General features: G+C 64.0%; 23 protein-coding genes. 21 read left to right on the top strand and 2 right to left on the bottom strand.

Going from position 1 to position 19282, the window contains the following annotated elements; all coding sequences use genetic code 11:
• Positions 1 to 6 precede the first annotated feature (6 nt).
• The 9 genes from BZG29_RS12715 to BZG29_RS12675 all read left to right on the top strand — a co-directional run bounded on the left by BZG29_RS12715 (position 7) and on the right by BZG29_RS12675 (position 6119).
• Positions 7 to 285 (top strand): hypothetical protein, encoded by a 279-nt coding sequence (locus BZG29_RS12715; RefSeq protein ID WP_253192864.1) that lies wholly within the window; start codon positions 7 to 9, stop codon positions 283 to 285.
• Positions 282 to 1427 (top strand): flagellar hook-length control protein FliK, encoded by a 1146-nt coding sequence (locus BZG29_RS12710; protein ID WP_077403154.1) that lies wholly within the window; start codon positions 282 to 284, stop codon positions 1425 to 1427. Before BZG29_RS12715 ends, BZG29_RS12710 begins: the two co-directional genes overlap by 4 nt.
• An 11-nt stretch (positions 1428 to 1438) precedes the next feature.
• Complete coding sequence (locus tag BZG29_RS12705) at positions 1439 to 1900, top strand: flagellar basal body-associated FliL family protein (protein WP_306558280.1); 462 nt, start codon at positions 1439 to 1441, stop codon at positions 1898 to 1900.
• A 33-nt stretch (positions 1901 to 1933) separates the two neighbouring features.
• Positions 1934 to 2677 (top strand): FliA/WhiG family RNA polymerase sigma factor, encoded by a 744-nt coding sequence (locus BZG29_RS12700; RefSeq protein WP_077403148.1) that lies wholly within the window; start codon positions 1934 to 1936, stop codon positions 2675 to 2677.
• A gap of 113 nt (positions 2678 to 2790) precedes the next feature.
• Positions 2791 to 3648 (top strand): flagellar motor stator protein MotA, encoded by an 858-nt coding sequence (motA, locus tag BZG29_RS12695; RefSeq protein WP_269450144.1) that lies wholly within the window; start codon positions 2791 to 2793, stop codon positions 3646 to 3648.
• The gene (locus BZG29_RS12690) at positions 3575 to 4636 is read left to right on the top strand and encodes a flagellar motor protein MotB (RefSeq protein ID WP_077403145.1); all 1062 of its coding nucleotides are present in this window, start codon (positions 3575 to 3577) and stop codon (positions 4634 to 4636) included. Before motA ends, BZG29_RS12690 begins: the two co-directional genes overlap by 74 nt.
• A gap of 16 nt (positions 4637 to 4652) precedes the next feature.
• A complete protein-coding gene (flgM, locus tag BZG29_RS12685; protein WP_034757812.1) occupies positions 4653 to 4943 on the top strand; it encodes a flagellar biosynthesis anti-sigma factor FlgM in 291 nt (96 codons plus the stop codon).
• Positions 4940 to 5380 (top strand): flagellar export chaperone FlgN, encoded by a 441-nt coding sequence (gene flgN / locus BZG29_RS12680; RefSeq protein WP_077403142.1) that lies wholly within the window; start codon positions 4940 to 4942, stop codon positions 5378 to 5380. Before flgM ends, flgN begins: the two co-directional genes overlap by 4 nt.
• Positions 5367 to 6119: a glucosaminidase domain-containing protein gene (locus BZG29_RS12675; RefSeq protein WP_077403139.1), complete on the top strand. Its 753-nt coding sequence runs from the start codon at positions 5367 to 5369 to the stop codon at positions 6117 to 6119. Before flgN ends, BZG29_RS12675 begins: the two co-directional genes overlap by 14 nt.
• A gap of 5 nt (positions 6120 to 6124) precedes the next feature.
• Here the strand turns inward: BZG29_RS12675 and flgA are convergent, their stop codons facing one another.
• Positions 6125 to 6772, bottom strand: a complete 648-nt coding sequence (gene flgA, locus BZG29_RS12670; RefSeq protein WP_077403136.1) for a flagellar basal body P-ring formation chaperone FlgA — start codon at positions 6770 to 6772, stop codon at positions 6125 to 6127.
• Between the two features lie 254 nt (positions 6773 to 7026).
• Here flgA and flgB point away from each other — a divergent pair, with 254 nt between their 5' ends.
• The 12 genes from flgB (at position 7027) to BZG29_RS12610 (ending at position 17011) form a co-directional block, all read left to right on the top strand.
• On the top strand, positions 7027 to 7389 hold the full coding sequence (gene flgB / locus BZG29_RS12665; RefSeq protein ID WP_034758109.1) for a flagellar basal body rod protein FlgB: 363 nt from the start codon (positions 7027 to 7029) through the stop codon (positions 7387 to 7389).
• Positions 7390 to 7397: 8 nt separating this feature from the next.
• Positions 7398 to 7814 carry a flagellar basal body rod protein FlgC gene (flgC, locus tag BZG29_RS12660; RefSeq protein ID WP_034757795.1) on the top strand — a complete coding sequence of 139 codons (417 nt, stop codon included), beginning with the start codon at positions 7398 to 7400 and terminating at the stop codon, positions 7812 to 7814.
• Between the two features lie 3 nt (positions 7815 to 7817).
• On the top strand, positions 7818 to 8471 hold the full coding sequence (locus BZG29_RS12655; RefSeq protein WP_077403133.1) for a flagellar hook capping FlgD N-terminal domain-containing protein: 654 nt from the start codon (positions 7818 to 7820) through the stop codon (positions 8469 to 8471).
• 58 nt (positions 8472 to 8529) lie between these two features.
• Entirely contained in the window at positions 8530 to 9708 is a 1179-nt protein-coding gene (locus BZG29_RS12650; protein WP_077403130.1) for a flagellar hook protein FlgE, read from the top strand.
• Positions 9709 to 9734: 26 nt separating this feature from the next.
• The gene (locus BZG29_RS12645; protein ID WP_077403127.1) at positions 9735 to 10463 is read left to right on the top strand and encodes a flagellar basal body rod protein FlgF; all 729 of its coding nucleotides are present in this window, start codon (positions 9735 to 9737) and stop codon (positions 10461 to 10463) included.
• A gap of 160 nt (positions 10464 to 10623) precedes the next feature.
• Entirely contained in the window at positions 10624 to 11412 is a 789-nt protein-coding gene (flgG, locus tag BZG29_RS12640; RefSeq protein WP_171985002.1) for a flagellar basal-body rod protein FlgG, read from the top strand.
• A gap of 11 nt (positions 11413 to 11423) precedes the next feature.
• Complete coding sequence (gene flgH / locus BZG29_RS12635; RefSeq protein ID WP_171985001.1) at positions 11424 to 12086, top strand: flagellar basal body L-ring protein FlgH; 663 nt, start codon at positions 11424 to 11426, stop codon at positions 12084 to 12086.
• Between the two features lie 9 nt (positions 12087 to 12095).
• Entirely contained in the window at positions 12096 to 13208 is a 1113-nt protein-coding gene (locus BZG29_RS12630) for a flagellar basal body P-ring protein FlgI (protein WP_070219890.1), read from the top strand.
• The gene (locus BZG29_RS12625) at positions 13208 to 13597 is read left to right on the top strand and encodes a rod-binding protein (RefSeq protein ID WP_077409082.1); all 390 of its coding nucleotides are present in this window, start codon (positions 13208 to 13210) and stop codon (positions 13595 to 13597) included. The genes BZG29_RS12630 and BZG29_RS12625 overlap by 1 nt, the downstream gene beginning before the upstream one ends.
• 81 nt (positions 13598 to 13678) lie before the next feature.
• Positions 13679 to 15040: a flagellar hook-associated protein FlgK gene (flgK, locus tag BZG29_RS12620; RefSeq protein ID WP_077403117.1), complete on the top strand. Its 1362-nt coding sequence runs from the start codon at positions 13679 to 13681 to the stop codon at positions 15038 to 15040.
• 10 nt (positions 15041 to 15050) lie between these two features.
• Positions 15051 to 15962 (top strand): flagellar hook-associated protein FlgL, encoded by a 912-nt coding sequence (gene flgL / locus BZG29_RS12615; protein WP_077403114.1) that lies wholly within the window; start codon positions 15051 to 15053, stop codon positions 15960 to 15962.
• 5 nt (positions 15963 to 15967) lie between these two features.
• Positions 15968 to 17011 (top strand): hypothetical protein, encoded by a 1044-nt coding sequence (locus tag BZG29_RS12610; protein WP_077403111.1) that lies wholly within the window; start codon positions 15968 to 15970, stop codon positions 17009 to 17011.
• Here the strand turns inward: BZG29_RS12610 and BZG29_RS12605 are convergent.
• Positions 17008 to 19173, bottom strand: coding sequence for an EAL domain-containing protein (locus BZG29_RS12605; RefSeq protein WP_171985000.1), 2166 nt, complete (start codon positions 19171 to 19173; stop codon positions 17008 to 17010). The genes BZG29_RS12610 and BZG29_RS12605 overlap by 4 nt on opposite strands.
• Between the last annotated feature and the right edge of the window lie 109 nt (positions 19174 to 19282).

The raw sequence follows: 19282 nt of genomic DNA, 5'->3' as shown, positions 1-19282 counted from the left end.
CGGCAATTGAGCGCGGCCATCGCGCAGCCGGACTGGGAGGCGATGGCAAAACTCTCGGCCAGCCTGGCGAAAAACATCCCGCTGCTGGCTGAACGGGGCGCATGGAATGCGCTGGAACAAACAGAATTGTTGCAATTGCGCAAAATTCACGCGCAAGCGGTTAAAATTTGCTCTGAGGAAAAAGAACGCCTGGGGCTACACCTGGGTGTATTACAGGCAAATAAGGAAGGTTGGGTCGCCTACGCCGCACTCGGCGAATACGACTCGGACGGGAATCAAGCATGATCATGAACTTCAACACGGCGCCGGCCGCTCCGGCACCGGCAGCCTCCGCTGCATCCGCACCGGCGCCAGCGCCGACACAGGCCGCTGCCTTGCCCGGCACGCCAGGCTATGGCAGCACCGGCACAGCGCCGTCCGTCCTGCCCCTGTTTGCGCAGGTGCTCGATGTGACAGCCGTGGAAACGGCCGACGCCGGCACGCCCGCGCCCGCACCCGCCAAGGACGGCGACAGCGACAGCCAGGCCGACAGCAGCCTGCCAGCCATGGCCGTCCCCGTCATCGGCTTGCCGGTGACGATGCTGGCGCCAACGGACGCGGCCGCAGCCGAGGCGCGCGCCGCCGCCCAGTCGCAGGCGCAGACACCAGTGCAGGCGAATGCGGCGCAAGCCAACCCGGCACTCAACATCAGCCTGCATCCCGCGGCCGTCACCCTCTCCGCGCCGGCAATGGCGCCAGCGCCAGGGCGCGACATGCGCGAACCGCTGGCCGCCGCCAACCCGGCGACCGCCGCCAAGGGCAGCGCGCCGGCACAGCCGTTCGAAGCGCTGCTGCAGCAAGGCGCTCCGGTGACGGCCGCCGCCGCCCCGGCCGCGCGCGAGGGCGAACGCGGCGCTGCGACGCCGCCCCCCGCCACGCCCAACCTGGGCTTGACGGGCGCGGTCAACAATACGGCCACGGCGGCTCCGTCCGGCGATACCATCAAGCTCAACGGCCCGGCCCAGCAATGGCAGGAACCGCTGCGCGAAGCGCTGGGCGAACGCCTGCAGACGCAGATCGGCCGCAACAGCGAGCACGCGACGATCCGCCTCGACCCGCCCATGCTGGGACGCATTGAAATTTCCATCCGCCACACGGCTGGCGCGCTGCAGGTGAACGTCACGGCGTCGAACTCGGAAGTGTTGCGCCAGCTGCAAGGCATCGGCGAAAACATGCGCAGCGACCTGGCGCAGCGCCAGTACACCGAGGTGGCCGTGAATATCAGCGCGACCCCGCGCAGCCCCGCCGCCCAGGCGTTTGCCGAAGGCGACGCGCGCGGCCAGCGTCAACCGGGCCGCCAGAACGACGACGCGGAACCGGGACGCGCCCTGTCCGACGGCAGCCCTGCCGGTACCACTTACGCCATGCATGAGCGAGAGACTGCCTGATGAATATGAAAATGAAACTGATAGGCGGCTTTGTCGCCGTGGCCGTGCTGGCCGCCGGCGCCGCTGGCGGCGCCATGTGGTACCTGGCCAAGCCGGTTGCCGGCCATGCCGAGGTGGCCGAAGCCAAAACCCCGCCGCCGGCCACAGGCAAGAAGGCGCGCAAGTTCCTCACGCTGGACAAGGTCATCGTGATGCTGCGCCGCGGCCCCGGCGAAGGCGAAACGCATTACCTGTCGGCCGACCTGGTGATCGCCACCACCGAGGAAAAGGAAAAGCTGACCAAGGACCACTTGCCGCTGATGCGTTCGATCGCCGTCAGCACCCTGTCGAGTTTCCCGATGGACAAGGCACAGACGATGACGGTGGAGCAATTTGCCGAACAGATCAACAAGGCCTTCAATGTCAGCTATGAACGCGAACAGATGGAAAAACCGTTCACCGAAGTCATGGTCGGCAAGCTGATCATTGAATAAGCCAACACGCCAGCCGACCTAGTGGGAGATCCCTTGGCCTATGTAGAGCAATACCAGGAAGCGTATGGCGCCGGCGAATATGCCGCCGCCAGCGCTTGCGCGGCCGTGCTCAGTGTTGCCGAAGAACAACAACATCTGGTGGCGTACTCCCCTTTGGTGAAACGCATCGTGCGCCAGCTCAATTCGCAGGTGTCGGGCGCCATCGACCGCGACGACATGGAACAGATCGGCCTGATGGGCTTGCTCGAAGCCTTGCGCCGCTACGGCGTGCCGGACCAGTCGTTCGGCAGCTATGCCAGCCTGCGCATCCGCGGCGCCATCCTCGATGAATTGCGGCGCCAGGACTGGCGTCCGCGCGCCGTGCGCCAGGAAAGCCACCGCCTGCGCGACAGCGTGCGCGCCCTGACCCGGCGCCTGGGACGCGAGCCGCTGGAAGCGGAAATCATGGCGGCCCTGAAGCTGACGCCGGAAGCCTTCCAGGAGTACCAGCTGGCGGAAAACGCCGAGCTGATCGCCAGTTTCGACGAAGTGCTGCAGGAAAGCCTGGGGCAAGCCGACAGCGCACCGAGCCCGGAAGAGCAATTGATGGTGCGGCGCAGCCTGGAACAGGCGCTGCGCACGCTGGACGAACGGGAACAGCGCGTGATCCAGATGTATTACGAATTCGAACTGAGCTATAAAGAAATTGCCGCCGTGCTGGACCTGAGCGACGCCCGCGTCTGCCAGTTGAACAAGACGGCGCTGGGCAAGATGAAAACCATGCTGCAAGACGCATAAGTTTCAGCACTATCCATCAAATTGACGCAGCACAATGACGCAGAAAGGCAGTTGACATGGTAATTATCGGTATCTTAATCGTGATGGGGTGTGTATTCGGAGGCTTCGCCCTGATGGGCGGCACCGTCCACGCGATCTGGCAACCGGTCGAGTTGATCATCATCATCGGCGCCGCCGTCGGCGCCCTGGTGCTGGGCAACCCCAAGCATGTACTCGGTGAAATGCTGCACCAGATGCGCAAGATCGTTACGCACAAGAAGCAAGGCTCGGAATTCCAGCGCCAGTTGCTGCTGCTGATGTATGAACTGCTGCAAACGGCCGCCGGCGGCCTGAAGGCGCTCGACGCCCACGTCGAGGCGCCGCGCGAAAGCGCCCTGTTCCAGCGCTACCCGCTGGTGCTGGAAGAGCCGAAGCTGCTCGCCTTCATCGTCGACAACTTCCGTTTGATGGCGATGGGCAAGATCAACGCGCATGAGCTGGAAGGCGTGCTGGAGCAGGAACTGGAAGCCATCCACGACGAATTGCTGCAACCGTCGAAATCCTTGCACAAGATCGCCGAAGCCATGCCCGGTTTCGGTATCCTGGCCGCCGTTCTGGGCATCGTGATGGCCATGAATTCCGTGGCCGACGGCGCCGATGCGGCGGAAATTTCGGAAAAAGTGGGCGCCGCCATGGTCGGTACCTTCATCGGCATCTTCTTCTGCTACGGCGTGCTCGATCCGATGTGCAACATGATGAAGCAATTGGTGGGCGAGGAAGGCTCGACCATGGAATGCGTGAAGGTCGTGCTGGTCACGCACGTGGCGGGCAAACCGCCCCTGCTGGCCATCGATGCGGGCCGCCGCCTGGTGCAGCTGAACATCAAGCCTAGCTTCGCCCAGCTGGAAAGCTGGATCAATGCGCTGGAAGATGGCGGCGCCGAACAAGAGCAAGGCCAAGGCCGGGGAGGCCGCCGTGCTAAAGCCGCATGAGAAACATGAACAGGCCATCATCAAGCGTGCCGGCCGCAAGCACGACGACGATGGCCATGGCGGCGCCTGGAAAGTAGCGTTCGCCGACTTTTGCCTGGCCCTGCTGTCGCTGTTCCTCGTGCTGTGGCTGATGGCCGCGCGCGAGCAGCAGGCGATGAAGGAAATCATGATGGATGCGTCGGCAGGCAGCCGCCAGGGCGAAGGCCAGGGCGTCATGCCGGAACAGAAAGGCGGCCCGCGCGGCAGCCTGATCGAGCGTTTCCCCATGCCCCGCAAGGGCACGGGCGACACGCGCACGGAAGGCAAGCAGACGCAGGACGGCAAGGCCGGCGCCGCGCCGCAAAACCAGACCAAGGTCAGCTACCAGTCGCCGGAAGACTTGCTGAGCCTGTCGCGCGCGCTCGACAAACTCAGCGATGAAGCGGGATTGAAGAGCAATTTGCAATCCGTGATCACGCCGTACGGCTTGCGCGTCATGCTGCACGATACGGACAAGCAAGGCATGTTCGTGCGCGGCAGCGCCGTGCCGACCGACCGTTTCCGCAAGCTGCTGCGCCAGATGGGCCCCGTGTTTGCGCAAATGGATAACCAGATGCTGATCGTCGGCCACACCGATTCGATGCAATACGCCAATACCGGCTATGAAGGCTTTTCGAACTGGACCCTGTCGGCCAACCGCGCCATGTCGGCGCGCGCGCAATTGTTGATCGGCAGCATGAGTCCGGACAGCGTACTGCAAGTGGTGGGCATGGCCGACCGCGCGCCGCTGGACGTAAAAAACGCCAGCGCCGGCATCAACCGCCGCATCGAACTGTTAATATTGACGCGTGGCCAGGCTGACAGCATCGCCGCCATGTTCGGCATGGCCGGACAAAAGCCGCAGGGCGAAGAATTGCAAGTGGGCGAACCGGACTCGGGCACCTTGCAGCGCCTGCGCGAGAAACTGGGCTTGCCCGCAAAGAAGGAGCGGGATGAGCATGCAAATTAAGGGCAAGGGACAACGTATGAAAATCTCCTCCGGCAATACCGGCGCTGCCGTACGCAGCAGCGCCGTCGCGCCGGCCGAGGCGATCGCCGAGAACGCGGGCGCCGCGGGCGCCATGGGCGGCTCGTCGGCCGGGGCGGAACTGCAATCGGCCGTGCTGCAACCGGCCATGGCCGCCCTGCGCGCCATGCCCGAAATCGACCATGAGCGCGTGGCCATGCTGCGCGATGCGCTGGCCAAGGGCGAATTGCCGTTCGATCCGTCGAAACTGGCAGGCTTGATCCAGCGTTTCCACGGCGGCGAATCGTGACCGCGCCGCGCAAGGGCATCACGCGCCAGGAAGCCATGCGCCGCGTGCTGCAAGGCATGAAAGACGACAGCATCGGCTATGCCGCCCTGCAAACCGTGCTGGAAGAGCAATTCCAGGCGACCTTACACCATCAGAGCGCGCAATTGACGGCACTGGCGGACCAGGTCATCGCCGCCGTCGAGCCCCTCGATGCGCGCCGCCGCCAGCGGGTCAGCCTCGTCACTGCCCTGCTGGGCCCGCAAGGCGATATGCCGCAATTGTTTGCGTTGTTGCAAGATGACGCGCGCGCCACCGCCGAGCGCGACTGGGCTGCGCTCGAGCAAATGGTGCTCGAATGTAAGCGCCTGAATGCCCGCAACAGCGATTTATTAACAGAGCAGTACAGCATCATGCAGCGCGTGCTGCATGGCGAGGAAGATACCTATGCGCCAGGCTGATTTTTCACAGATGCGCGCCATGGCCGCCACGCCGTCGACGATGGCGACGAATGCCGTGCAAAGCAATATGCGCGCCACCGACGCCGCCAGTTCCAGCGGCAACTTCAGCAGCGTGTTCCGGCAAGTACAGGGCGAAGTGGCCCGCTTCATCGAACAGGGCGGCGGCAACGCCGCCAGCCTGAACCCGCAAGGCCGCGCCTACCTGGAGCAGAGCCAGCCCGTGAATGTGCTGGGCAGCATCAACCAGGGCGGCGAGATCGGCGAAACGCAGCAGCAATTCCTCGCCTCGATCAAGCCATGGACGCAGGAAACGGGCGCGCGCCTGGGCGTGGCGCCGGAAATCGTCGCCGCCCACGCGGCGCTGGAATCGGGCTGGGGCCAGCGTCCGCTGCGCCAGGGCACGGGCGCGGACACGAATAACTTGTTCGGCATCAAGGCCGGCGGCAAATGGCAGGGCGACGTGGCCAGCAATGTCACCACCGAATACGAGGCGGGCAGCGGCACGGCCCTGAAGAAAACCGAACGTTTCCGCAGTTATCCGGACCAGGCCAGCGCCTTCCGCGACTATGCGCAAGTATTGCTCGACAATCCCCGCTACCGCGCCGCCCTGAACACGGGTAGCGACGCGGGTGCTTTCGCGCAAGGCCTGGCGCGCGGCGGCTATGCCACCGACCCCAACTATGCCGCCAAGCTGACCCAGTTGGCGACGCGTTTGCAACGCACGGCCGCCGCCGAGTAGTTTCCTTACCGGCCCGGAATGTCGGCCGGTTCCACCACGCCCGCATCGACCACCCTGGCACGTATCACCGTGCCGCTGGTGGCGTTGCGCACGCGAATCATCTCGCCCAGCGCGCCCGGATCCAGCGCTTCGCCGGCCATGCTCACCTCCACCTGCTCCTTGCGCGCCACGATATTCACCGCACTGCCCCGCTTGATCAACACGGGCGACGCCAGTTGCCCTTGCCGCAGCACTTCACCGGCACGCAAGCTGCGCCGGCTCGACAGGCCAACGGCGCCGGGCAAGGAGGAAATACTGTCCGGCACCATCGTCACGTCGCGCCGCGCCAGGGTCACGTCGCCCGCCTGCAGCGGCGTATTCGCCGTCACGGGGGCGCTCGTCACCGCGACCTGGGCCGTGATGCTGCCGCGCGCCAGCATTTCATAGCGCCAACCGTTGCTTCCAGGACACACTGCCACGAAGCGCATGCGCTGCGCCGAACGGCTGTCCGCCGTTTCCAGCGCGACGGGCGCCGCGCACGCCGGCACGGGGCGCGTGCTTTTGACCACGGCCACTTGAAACTGCGGTTCCAGCAGTCCCGCCGAGGCTGCTTGCTGCGCCAATTGCTCGCGCGCCAATTGTTCCACACGCGAAAATATATTGTCGGCTGGCAATTCTGCGCGTCCTGCACTACTATATAGGCTGGTCAGTAAAAATAGGCTTGGCAGCAGTATGTGACGACATTGCGCCTTGTTCCACATCACGGAATAGTTCTCAAAGTAAATCATTGCTAACCTTAATCAAAGATACTGAAGCGGCATGACCTTACCATGCGTCAACATGACCAGGCTGGGATTTTACCTCTGCACCATCTATTTTCTGGCCCGAACCGCAAAAAGCACGATCGAATTCAACACAAAGGATGACCATGGGGATTAATTTCAAGGATGCGCTGGGCGTGCACGCCGATGCACTCGCGCTGCGTGCCGACCGTACACGCGTACTGGCCGCCAACATCGCCAATGAAAACACGCCCGGCTTCCAGGCCATGGACATGGATTTCGGCAGCGCCCTGCAGCAGTTGCAGGACAACGAGGCGGGCCTGCTGTCGACCGATGACGATGCCAGCGCCCTGTACCGCGTCCCCTACCACCCCAGCCGCGACGGCAACACCGTCGAGATCGGCGTCGAACAGGCGGCATTCTCGCAGAATGCCACCGACTTCCAGACCAGCCTCACTTTCGTCAACATGAAACTGAAGGGTCTGTCCAAGGCCATTTCCGGACAATAAGGATCAGCATGAGCTTCCAGGACATTTCCAAGATCGCCGGTTCGGCGATGGCGGCGCAAACCGTGCGCCTCAATACCATCGCCAGCAACCTGGCCAATGCCGATTCCGTTGCCGGTTCCGAAGGCGAAACCTACCGCGCGCGCAAACCCGTGTTTGCGGCCGTGATGGACGGCCCGGGCGCCAGCGGCGCCGGTGGAAGAGTACAGGTACTCGACGTGGTGCAAAGCGATGAGCCGCTGCGCAAGGTCTATGAGCCGGGCCACCCGATGGCCAATGCCGATGGCATGGTGTTCTATCCCAACGTCAATCAGGTTGCCGAGATGACCGACATGATGTCGGCCTCGCGCGCGTTTGAAACAAATGTCGAAGTTCTGGGCCGCATCAAGTCGATGCAGCAATCGCTCCTCAAATTAGGTGAAGCATAATCCATGGAAACCAACCTCTTTACAAATAACACCAGCGGCAGCAATAGCAACAGCAATGCCGTCAAGTCGCAAAGCAATGCCACCCAGGATATGTTCACCAAGTTGCTGGTCGCGCAGATCAAGAACCAGGATCCCCTCGCGCCGACCGATCCGAGCCAGTTCGTCAATCAATTGACGCAGCAGGCGCAAACGGAAGCGATGCAAAACCTGTCGGCGCTGACCAGCGCCAATGCCAGCGTGCTGCAATCGATGCAGGTGCTGGCCCTGGGTGCGCAAGTGGGCTCGGAAGTCATGGTCAATACCGAAACGGTCCAGCTCGACAAGAGCAAGGTCAGCGGCACCATCGCGCTGGCCGCCAGCACCACCAAGACCACCGTGACCCTGAAAGGGCTGGACGACAAGGAATACAAGATCGAACTGGGCGCCAAGGCGCCCGGCACGGTGCCGTTCACCATCGATCCCGTGGCCTTGGGCTTGCCTGCCGGCACTTACAGCATGAAGGTCAGCACCAGCGGCGCCGAAAAACCAACGGTCGACATTGCAGGCAAGCTCAACAGCGTGCGCCTGTCGTCCAGCGGCAGCATGATTTTGAGCGTGTCGAACCTGGGCGAAGTCAACCCTGGCGCGATCACCGGCTTTAACGGCAAGACGGCCTGATCCGCTCGCCCCTTCGTTTCCTGCACACTAATCTCGTCCTCCACTAAAGGAAGTCAACATGAGTTTCGACATCGCCCTGTCCGGTATCCAGTCCATCAACCAACAGTTGAACAGCACCAGTAACAATATCGCCAATGCCGGCACCTACGGTTTCAAGAGCAGCCGCGCCAACTTTTCGGCCATGTACGCCGGTTCGCGCGCCACGGGCACGGAAGTGGGCTCGATCACGCAAAGCATGTCGCTCAATGGCGGCGTGCTGAACACGGGCCGCGCGCTCGACGCGGCCATCGATGGCCGCGGCTACTTCGTCACGCGCGATGCGCAAAACACCATGACCTACAGCCGCGTCGGCATCTTTTCGGCCAGCAATGAGGGCAAGCTGATCGACTCGAACGGCCGCCTGGTGCAGGGTTATGCCGCCGTCAAGGGCAGCACCACCCTGGGCACCATGGGCGACATGAACATTCCGACCGGCCAGATTCCCGCCGTGGCGTCGACCAAGCTGGCGTATGCCGCCAACATGTCATCCGAATGGACCATCAAGACCCCGGCTTTCGACAAGACCAATGAATTGAGCTACAACAGCGCCAAGTCCTCGATCGTCTACGATTCGCTGGGCGCCAAGCACTCGGTGGGCCAGTACTTCGTCAAGACGGCAACGGGCGTGGACGTGCACTACACCCTGGACAACGCCGATCTGGGAACCGTGACGAGCATGACCTTCAATACCTCCGGCAAGCTGAACATGACCGCGCCGGTCAACCTGGCGCTGGGCACGCCGACAGGCGCCGCGCCGCTGTCGATCGCCATCGACTACACGGGCACCACCCAGTTCGCCGGCGAAGCGACCACCTCGACCGACCGCGCCGACGGCTATGCCTCGGGCACCTACACGGGCGTGGAACTGGCCGATGACGGCTCCGTCGTGGCGAAATACACGAACGGCCAGAAGCAAAGCATCGGCGTGATCGCCCTGGCCACCTTCCCCGACGAAGGCGCATTGACGGCCGTCAACGATACCAGCTGGGTCGCCTCGACCACGTCCGGCACCGCCATGTATGACCGTCCGGGCGTCGGCATGGCCGGCAAACTGACGACGAGCTCGCTGGAACAGTCGAACGTCGACATCACCTCCGAACTGGTGGGCCTGATGACGTCGCAGCGTAACTACCAGGCGAACTCGAAGGTCATCTCGACCGAGAACGCCATGCTGCAATCGCTGATGCAAGCGCTGTAATCCACGATACGCAAAGGTAAAGAGCAATGGATGCGCTGATTTATACCGCCATGAGCGGGGCCGACCGGGCTCTGCGGGCACAGCAGGTACACGCCAACAACCTGGCCAACATCGAGACGGGCGGCTTTCGCGCCAACCTGGAAGTGTCCACTGCCCAGCCGTTGCAAAACGGCTATGGCTACGACGACCGCCACATGACGCAGACGCAGTCGAGCGCCGTCGGCACGCGCACGGGCGCCATCAAGGAAACGGGACGCGAACTCGACGTGGCCGTCACGGGCCCCGGCTTTCTTGCGGTGCAGTGGCAAAACGGCGAAGCCTACACGCGCGCCGGCGCCATGGACCTCGATGAAACGGGCGCGCTGACCATCAATGGCCGGCCCGTGCTGGGCGAAGGCGGCCCGATCACGATTCCCGAGCACACCAGCCTGTCGATCGGCAGCGATGGCACGATTTCCATCCAGGTGCCGGGCACCGCGCAAATGCAGACGGTCGACAAGCTCAAGCTGGTCAACGCCGAAGCGGGCGAGCTGACCAAGAACGAAGCGGGCCTGATCGTGGCGCGCGGCGGCGAAGACTTGCAAGCCGATCCGGCGGTACGCATCCGCGACCGCCACCTGGAAGGCAGCAACGTTTCGGCCGTCGAGGAAATGGTCGCCACCATGAGCCTGAACCGCAGTTTCGAGATGCAGATGAAAGTATTCAAGGCCAGCGATTCCATGACGGAATCGGGCAACCGCCTGCTGGGCGCTTAAGAATGCATGACATAAGCTACTGCGCGTTGCGACTTGCGGCCTGCGATGCTCACTGTGCTCAAGCACAGTTGCGCTTCTCGACCACAACTCGCGGCCGCTCGCTACGCTTCTGTCAAGCATTTTTCACCCAACAAAAACAAACGAATTCAAGGAGTAAGCCATGAATCCAGCAATGTGGATCAGCAAGACCGGCGTGCAGGCACAAGATGCCAAACTGCAAGCCATCGCGAATAACCTGGCCAACGTCAACACCGTCGGTTTCAAGCGCGACCGCGTCGTCTTCGAAGACCTGTTTTACCAGGTCGAGCAACAGCCGGGCACGCAGCGCGCCGACAACACCCTCTCGCCTTCGGGTGTACAGCTGGGTAACGGCACGCACATGGTCGGCACGCAAAAGGTGTTTACCACCGGCAGCCTGCAAACGACGAGCCGCGAATTCGACGTCGCCATCACCGGCAACGGCTTCCTGCAGGTGCTGCGCCCGAACGGCGAAGCGGCCTACACGCGCGCCGGCCAGCTCGGCATCAATGAAAACGGCGTGATGGTCAACGCCCAGGGCCTGCCCCTGGTGCCGCAGATCACCGTGCCGAACAACGCCACGGCCATCACCATCGGCGAAAACGGCATGGTCACGGCCACCGTGCCGGGCAATGTCAACGGCACCCAGCTGGGCCAGCTGAACCTCTCCAGCTTCGTCAACCCGACGGGCCTGCTGGCACTCGGTGAAAACCTGTTCCAGGAAACGGCATCGAGCGGCACGCCGACGGAAGGCCGTCCCGGCGAAGGCGCCCTGGGCAAGCTGAAGCAGTTCGCGCTGGAAGGCTCGAACGTCCAGGTGGTCGAAGAGATGGTCGACATGATCGCTGCCCAGCGCACCTATGAAATGAACACCAAGGTGCTGTCGGCCGCCGACAATATGCTGCAATACCTGGCGCAAGCGGCACGCTGATGACAGTCGCCATGAAAGCCACGGCAGCCATGCTGCTGGTATTGATGGCCGGTTGCGCCAGCCGGCCGGCCGCGCCGGTGACGCCAAGCTTTTCCGATACGCCGCTGCCCGTGGCGCCGCGCAGCGCTGCGCGCGGCGGCGTGGCCGGCGGCGTCTTCAATCCCGACGCAAGCCTGGACCTGATCTCGGACAGCCGCGCCTTCCGCGTCGGCGACGTCGTCACGGTGGCGCTGCAGGAAACCACGCAGGCCAGCAAGAAGGCGGGCACCTCGTTCAACAAGGGCTCGTCCGTCGGCGTGAATGCGGCCAATATCCTCGGCAAGACCTTCCCCAAGACGGGCATCGACCTGTCGGCCGACCGCAATTTCGCCGGCGACTCCACCAGCACGCAGCAAAATGCGCTGTCCGGCGCCATCACCGTGATCGTGCAGGAAGTCCTGCCGAACGGCTTGCTGCGCGTGCAGGGCGAAAAAACGCTGACCCTGAACCAGGGCGAGGAATTCGTGCGCCTGCGCGGCTACCTGCGCGCGGCCGACATCGATTCCAACAACCAGGTCTCGTCCTTGCGCATTGCCAATGCACAGATCGCCTATTCCGGCCAGGGTACCCTGGCCGAAGCCAATACACCAGGCTGGCTGACGCGCTTCTTCGTCGGCCCATGGATGCCGTTTTAAGGTGACCTCATGAAATTTCGTTCCGCCCTGCCGCTGGCAGCCATGCTGGCCGCGCTCTCCGGCTTTGCCCTGCCCGCCAGCGCCGCGCAAGTGCTGCGCAACCTGGTCAGTATCGAGGGCGTGCGCGACAACCCGCTGGTCGGCTATGGCCTCGTCGTGGGCCTGAACGGCAGCGGCGACACCACCCAGGTGAAGTTTTCCAGCCAGTCCGTGGTCAACATGCTCAAGCAGTTCGGCGTGAAGATGCCCGATGGCGCCGAAGCGAAAAGCAAGAACGTCGCCACCGTCATGGTCAGCGCCGTGTTTCCACCAGGATACCGTCGTGGCCAGGCCATCGACGTCACCGTGTCGTCCCTGGGCGATGCGAAAAGCTTGCGCGGCGGCACCCTGCTGCTGACGCAATTGCGCGCGGCCGACAATGAAACGTATGCGCTGGCGCAAGGCAACGTCGTCGTCGGCGGCCTCAACGCCACCGGCAAGAGCGGCTCGTCCGTCACCGTCAATACGCCCACCTCGGGCCGCATTCCCAACGGCGCCAACATCGAGCGCGAGATTCTCAGCGATTTCTCGACCAAGCCGACCGTCACCCTGAACTTGCGCCACCCGCATTTCGAGACGGCCATCAATATCGTCGAAGCCGTCAACCGCCGCTTTGGCGCCGTCGCCACCACGCGCGACGCCACCAGCGTGGAAGTGCTGGCGCCGGAAAACCCGACCCAGCGCGTGGCCTTCATGGCCAAGCTGGAAGCCTTGAGCGTCGACGTCGGCGTCGATACGCCGAAAGTGGTCTTCAATTCGCGCACGGGCACCGTCGTCATCGCCGAAGGCTTGCGCGTGAAGGCGGCCGCCGTCACGCACGGCTCGCTCAAGGTCGTCATCTCCGAAAGCTCGGCAGTGAGCCAGCCGGCGCCGTTCGGCCGCGGCCAGACCACCGTCACGCCGCAATCGAAGGTATCCGTCGACCAGGGCAACGGCAATATGTTCAAATGGCCGGCCGGCGCCAAGCTGCAATCGATCATCGACGTGGTCAACAGCCTGGGCGCTTCGCCCGATGACATCATGGCAATTTTACAAGCCCTCGACCAGGCGGGAGCCATCGAAGGCGAACTGGTGGTCATATGATCAATATCAACGACAGCAGCAGCGCCCTGCCCTCGGCGCTCGACGACCGCTCCCCCGCGGCCGCCACGCCGGCCGACCCGCGCTATGCGGCCAAGGCCACCGAGGCGGCCGTCAAGTTCGAAGCGTTCTTCATCTCGCACATGCTGCGCCAGATGCGTTCGGGCACGCGCGAGATGGCGGGCGAAGACAGCGTCTTCAAGGACCCCGTCAACAGCGACATGCTGGAAATGGCCGACAACCTGGTGGCCGACAAGATGGCCGGCCAGCGCGCCTTCGGCATCGCCGACGCCATCCTGCGCCAGCTGCTGCCGGCGGCCGGCGCCCCCGTGGCCGCCAAAAGCGCTGTCAAGACCGACAATATTGCGGCACCGCTTAATAAATCCGTCTGAAGCGTCGCCTGTACAAGGTAACAACGATTCAATGCCTGCCCACCCGCATGCGCCACACTCTTCACGAAAGAAACTTGCCCAATGAGCATCATCAGCAATGCATTGTCAGGCAGCATCGCCGCCCAGGCCGCACTCAATGCGGCCAGCCAGAACATCGCCAACCTGCAAACGGCGGGCTACACGCGCCAGGGTGTGTTGCTGTCATCGCTGGGCGCCACCGCCGGCGTGCGCTCGGCCGGCAATGGCGTGGAAGTGTCCGCCTTGCTGCGCTTTGCCGATGCGTATAAAAGCCAGCAAATGTGGCGCGCCGCGTCCGACCAGGGCGCCCGTTCGCAGACCCAGCCTTACCTGACCCAGCTCGAGCGCGTGATGGGCGACGATGCCTCCAGCATCAGCAACGGCATCGACGGCTTTTTCGCCGCCCTCAACGCCTCGGCCGTCGACCCGACTTCGACGCCGCTGCGCCAGCAGATCATCACCTCCGCCGACTCCATGGCGCAGCGCTTCAACAGCATCAGCACCGTGATGGGCAACCAGTTGCTGTCGTTGCAGCAGCAACGCGCAGCGATCGTGCCGCAAGCGAACACGACGCTGGCGAATATCGCCGCGCTGAACCAGCGCATCAGCACCGCCACGGCCTCGGGCACGAACGTGTCGTCGCTGATGGATGCGCGCGACCAGCTGATCGACGGCCTGGCCTCGCAAATGGGCATCGACGTCCTCGACCAGCCGGACGGCTCGCGCAATATCGCGCTGAAGTCGGGCCAGCCGCTGGTCATCGGCAGCCTGGCCGGCACCTTGACCAGCAGCATGACGAACACGGGCGACCAGGTCCTGAGCCTCGATTTCGCCAAGTCGTCGTACAACCTCGATCTGGTCGCCATCGGCGGTCAGATGGGCGGTCTGGGCGAATTCGAGAAAAATACCCTGAAACCGCTGCAGCAGTCGCTGCAAGACATGGCCACCCAGCTGACCGGCAAGGTCAACGCGCAACTGGCCCTGGGCAAGACCATGGCTGGCACATCCGGCGGCCCCCTGCTGGCCTACGCGAATGGCAAGCTGAGCATTACCCCCGGCTTCAACGCCAAGGACCTGGCCCTGTCGTTGACAGGCGCGGCCGGCGACAGCGGCAACTTGCAGGAATTGATCAATATCAAGAATCAATCGATCAACGTCAGCTGGGTGGGTCCGGTCCTGATGAGCGATGCGGACACGCAGCTCGTCGGCAAGCTGGCCATCTACAGCCAGCAGAACCAGGCCCTGCTGAAGACTTCCAACACGGTGCGCGCGCAAGCCATCGACGACTGGAAGTCGACCAGCGGCGTGAACAAGGACGAGGAAGCGATGAACCTCGTCGAATTCCAGAATATGTACCAGGCAAACATGAAAGTCATTTCCGTGGCGAATACCTTGTTTGATGCCACTTTGCAAATGATGGGTTAAGGAGAAGAGCATGCGTGTCGCCAGCAGCCAGTACCAATCGCTGATCAATATTTCGCTTCAGCAAAATCAAGAGCGCATCAATTACCTGACCCAGCAGATGGCCTCGGGCCTGCGCATCCAGTTGCCATCGGACGATCCGATCGGCAACGTGCGCATTTCGCGCCTGACGCGCGAGCAAGCCATGGTCACGCAGTACCAGGACAATATCGCCACGGTGAAAGTGCGCCTGCTGAAAAACGAAAACTATCTGACGAGCATGGTCACCGACATGGGCCAGGCGCGCGACCTGCTGGTATGGGCCGCCGACGGCGGCAATGCGCCGGACGACCTGAATGCGATGACGCAGTCGCTGATCGCCATGCGCGACAGCGTGCTGTACACCGCCAACCTGAAGGACCAGGAAGGCCGCTACATGTTTTCCGGCACGGATACCGACAAGCCGGCCATCGCGTTCAATCCCGCTGCGGCTCCCGGCTTGCGCTACACGTACAACGGCAACACCGCCACGCAGACCGTGGTGGTGGGCAATGGCGTGACGCAGGCGGCCAACGTCGACGTGGACAAGCTGGAAGTGTGGCTGAACAAGATCGACCAGGCCATCGATACGCTGGGCAAGCCTGGCGTCAGCCCGAACGACCCGGCCGTGCGCAGCGTGGTGGGCGCGGCGCTCGATGGCACCGATGACGGCATGGATTTACTCTCTGGCAAGATCGCCATCTTCGGCGGCGCGCAAAACATCCTTACCACGCTCTCCGGCAACCTGGCCAACGTCTCGTTGTCGAACGACATGGCCTTGTCCGACTTGAAGAAGACCGACATGGGCGCGGCCGCCATCGAGCTGAACGGCTACCAGACCGCCCTGCAGGCAACATACAAGGCGTACGCCAAGGTTGGCACCCTTTCCCTGTTTGATCTTCTCTGACCATCATGCAAATCGTTCAGACTTCCTCCTCGTCCGGCGTCAATGCCAAAGGCGCCGGCACAGCCCGCGTCGTCGATGACGCGTCCGCCGCAGTCAAAGGCGGCGCCAGCGCGCGCAGCGAGGCGCCGGCGGCGAGGAGTTCGACGGCGAGCCTGCAGCGCGGCCTGAGCAACTGGGATCACCAGTTGCAGGGAGAAATTTCCAACGCGCAACAAACCCTCGACTATCTGGAACGCAGCAGCAGCCAGTTGCAAGCGCTGAAGAGCGAACTGGCGGCCAAGCTGGCCGCGCGCCAGGGCCGCGAAGGACAAGTCGAGGCCAGGGTACGCCAGTTCAGCAATACCTGGCGCCAGCGCGCCAGCGCCTCGGGCGGCACGCTCGACGCGCAGCTCAGCTATACCAGCCCGCAGGCGGCGCAGCAGAACTTCAGCATCCGCGGCCTGACCATGGCCAGCCTGCAGGAAGGCCCGCAGGAAGTGCTGGCCTTTTCCGTCGGCGGCGCGAACCAGGCCTTGCGCTCGGTCAACATCGAACCTGGCTTGAGCCAGAGCGAAATCGTTTCCCGCTTCGACCGCGCACTGATGCCGTCCGGCATCGGCGTCAAGCTGGGCGAGAACGGCGAACTGGTGTTCAGCACCTCGGAAGCGGCCTGGGCCAACGTGCGCGACAGCCTGTCCGTGCGCGGCAGCGGCATCCGCTACCCGACCGGCCAGATGAGCCGCGTGCGCACGGATGCGGAACCGGCCGCCATCGCCCCGGAAGAATGGAATACCGGCGACACGGAAGCCCTGCGCGCCACCTTGCAGCAAGTGGTGCAGGCGCTGGCCCAGTTGCAGGCGGCGCGCAGCTCCGTCAGCCTGGCCCTGGCGCAAGCGACGGGACGGGTGGCCCGCGCGCAACCGGTGCAAGTGCACGTCAGCATGGATACCTTGGCGGAAAACTTCATGGAAAAGGCGCGCCAGCCCGGCTATGAATCGCTGCTGGCGATCAGCTCCGCGCTGGTCGGCATCAGCCGCGAACGCGTCGTCGCGCTGCTGGGCCTGGATTAAAAGCGCCGGCCCGCGGCCAGCATTGCACTCAGCTGCTCCACAGGCACCGCGCCTGAAAATACATAACCCTGCGCATAATCGCAACCGGCGGCCCGCAGCAAGTCACGCTGCGCGGCCGTTTCCACGCCTTCCGCCACCACTTTCAGGCCCAGCCCCTGCGCCAGGCTGATGATGGCCGCGCATACGGCCAGCGCCGCGCCTCCCGCCCCCAGTTCCCGCACCAGCGAGGGGTCGAGCTTGAGTACCTCGAGATCGCCCCGCTTCAGGCAGGCCAGCGAGGCGTTGCCGGCGCCAAAGTCGTCGAGCGCCAGCGCCAGGCCCATGGCGCGGAACTGGCGCAGACGGTCGGCCACCGGGCGCGCCTCGTCGAGCAGCACCGCTTCCGTTGCCTCAATGACGATGGCGCCCGGCGCCAGGCCTGCCCGCGCCAGCGCGTTGCCCCAGTCCTGGTAGAACGCGGCATCGCAGCGAAATTCCACGGCCGACTTGTTGATACATATCTGAAACACGGCGCCATGCGCTGCTTGCCACTGCCGCGCCTGGCGCACGACCTGGCGGAAGACCCACTCGCCGATATCGATGATCAGGCCGTTGGCCTCGGCAAAGGCGATGAAATCGGCGGGCAGCAGCAAGCCGCGCAGCGGATGGCGCCAGCGCAGCAGCGCCTCGGCCCGCTCGATGCTGCCATCGCACAGGCGGACGATGGGCTGGTAATGCACTTCAAACTGGTCCTGCGCCAGCGCCAGGCGCATCTCGCGCACCGTCGCGCGGCGCAGGTCGGCCGCTTGCTGCAAGGCCGGCGTGAAATAGCTGTAGCCGTTGCGCCCCGCGCTCTTGGCCGCATACATGGCCTGGTCGGCATGCCGCAGCAAGCTGTCCGTTGCCTCCGCATCAGCCGGATACAGCGCCACGCCCACGCTGGCCGATACGTGCGCCGTGTCGCCGTCGAGCACGAAAGGCAGGGCCAGCGCCGTCGTCAATTCCTGCAGCACGCGCTCGATGCCGCCCAGCTGCCGCACGCCGGCCAGGATGACGGCGAACTCGTCGCCGCCCAGGCGCGCGACCGTATCGCTGGCGCGCACGCGCTCGCAGATGCGCAGCGCCGCCTGGCGCAGCAGCATGTCGCCCTTCTCCTGGCCGAGGCGGTCATTCACTAGCTTGAAATGGTCGAGGTCGATGAACAGCAAGGCCAGGCAACCGCCTTCGCGGCTGGCGTGGCGCGCCTCGTGCTGCAGGCGGTCGACTAACATGTGGCGGTTCGGCAAGCCCGTCAAGGGGTCGAAATTGGCTTGCCGCCAGAGGCGCTCGGACGCCGCGCGCTGCACCGTGATATCGCTGACCAGCGCCAGCGCCCCCAGGTAGGCGCCGCCGGAGTCGAAGATGGGATTGGTGGCCAGGGTCGCCCACAAGGTGCTGCCGTCACGCCGCAGGAACTTGAATTCGTGGCGCTCGACGATGCCATCCTGGCGCCGCGCAATGTTCCGCTCCAGAATGGCGCGCCCCTCGTCATCCATGAAGGCGGCCAGCGGCTGGCCCAGCATATCCTCGATCTGGCAACCGAGCATCTGCGCCATCTTCGGATTGACAAAGCTGGTCAGCGCCTGCGCATCGATTTCCCAGATACCCTCCTCGGCGCTGTGCACGATGCGCCGGAAACGCTCTTCGCTGCGTTCCAGCGCGGCCAGCTTGCCTTCCGCCTGCTCCAGCACCAGGCGCAGCGCCTGGCCGTTCGGATCGGCGCTGCCCAGCAGGCTGACGGGCAAGCCGGCCTCGCGCGCGCCGGGACGCCGCCGCACCTGCAGCTGGATGCGCTCGGGCTCGCTGCTATTGAGCACGCGCTGCACGAATTGCTCGAAATCGTGGCGGAACGCCTCGTGCACATACGAACGGAACAGCACGTGGCCAAGGCGCTCGCGCACCAGGCCGAACAATTCGGCCGCCACCAGGTTGACTTGCACGATCACGCCATCGAGACCGAGCACGAAATAGGCGACGGGCGCCAGCAGGTATAAATCGTTGAAATAGGCTTGCTCCCGCTCGGCCTTCACCCGTTCCGGGCTGAAGACGCCATCGTCAAGCAAGGGAGTGGCCGGCCACGGCACGGGGTCCTGGCCATGCAGGGAGGAATCAGGAGCTGAGACCGCATGCGGTGTATTGTCCATGGCTATCCTTTGCACCACCGCCCAGGCGATCAGGCGGATGCTGTCCCGAGACTAGCATGCGCAAGGCTCAGTGTCGAGCGATGCATGGCGGCAGCCGGCGCGGCAGCCG

The organism is Janthinobacterium sp. LM6, from assembly GCF_002002885.1.
Classification (GTDB): Bacteria; Pseudomonadota; Gammaproteobacteria; order Burkholderiales; family Burkholderiaceae_D; genus Janthinobacterium; species Janthinobacterium kumbetense.
The sequence above is the reverse complement of the archived record's forward strand: the minus strand, read 5'-3'. Positions and strand labels throughout refer to the sequence as shown.